This is a genomic window from Escherichia sp. AM3 (assembly GCF_032029835.1).
Taxonomy (GTDB): Bacteria; Pseudomonadota; Gammaproteobacteria; order Enterobacterales; family Enterobacteriaceae; genus Escherichia; species Escherichia coli.
Window position 1 is genome coordinate 1 of sequence record NZ_JAVUPQ010000761.1, and the last position, 322, is coordinate 322.

At 56.2% G+C, this 322-nt stretch carries 1 pseudogene; it reads left to right on the plus strand.

The window, feature by feature from the left end:
- Nucleotides 1-322: pseudogene (locus RTW80_RS28240) on the plus strand (pilus assembly protein); the annotation flags it as partial.

Sequence of the window (322 nt, forward strand, 5' to 3'; positions counted from 1 at the left end):
CACGTCAGGAGCTGCTGGCATTTTCCTGGCCTGGATTATCTGGCAGGCGAAAAGTTATGCTTCACAGATTGCAGGTGTGGGTGTTGAAGGTGCCATGCAGGGCGCAGCCGCTATGGGGATTGGTGCTGGCGTTTTCGGTGCATCCCGTATGGCGCGTGGCGCACTTGGTATGGGCAGAAATGCCGGTATTGGTGCATGGAAAGGTCTGCGTCGTCAGGAAGGCGGGTTTGGTCAGTCTCCGGGAATAACGGGTAAGACCGCTAACCTGGCCGGACAGGGCGTTAATATTGGTGCCAAAAAGCTTCGTCAGGCAGCTATTGAG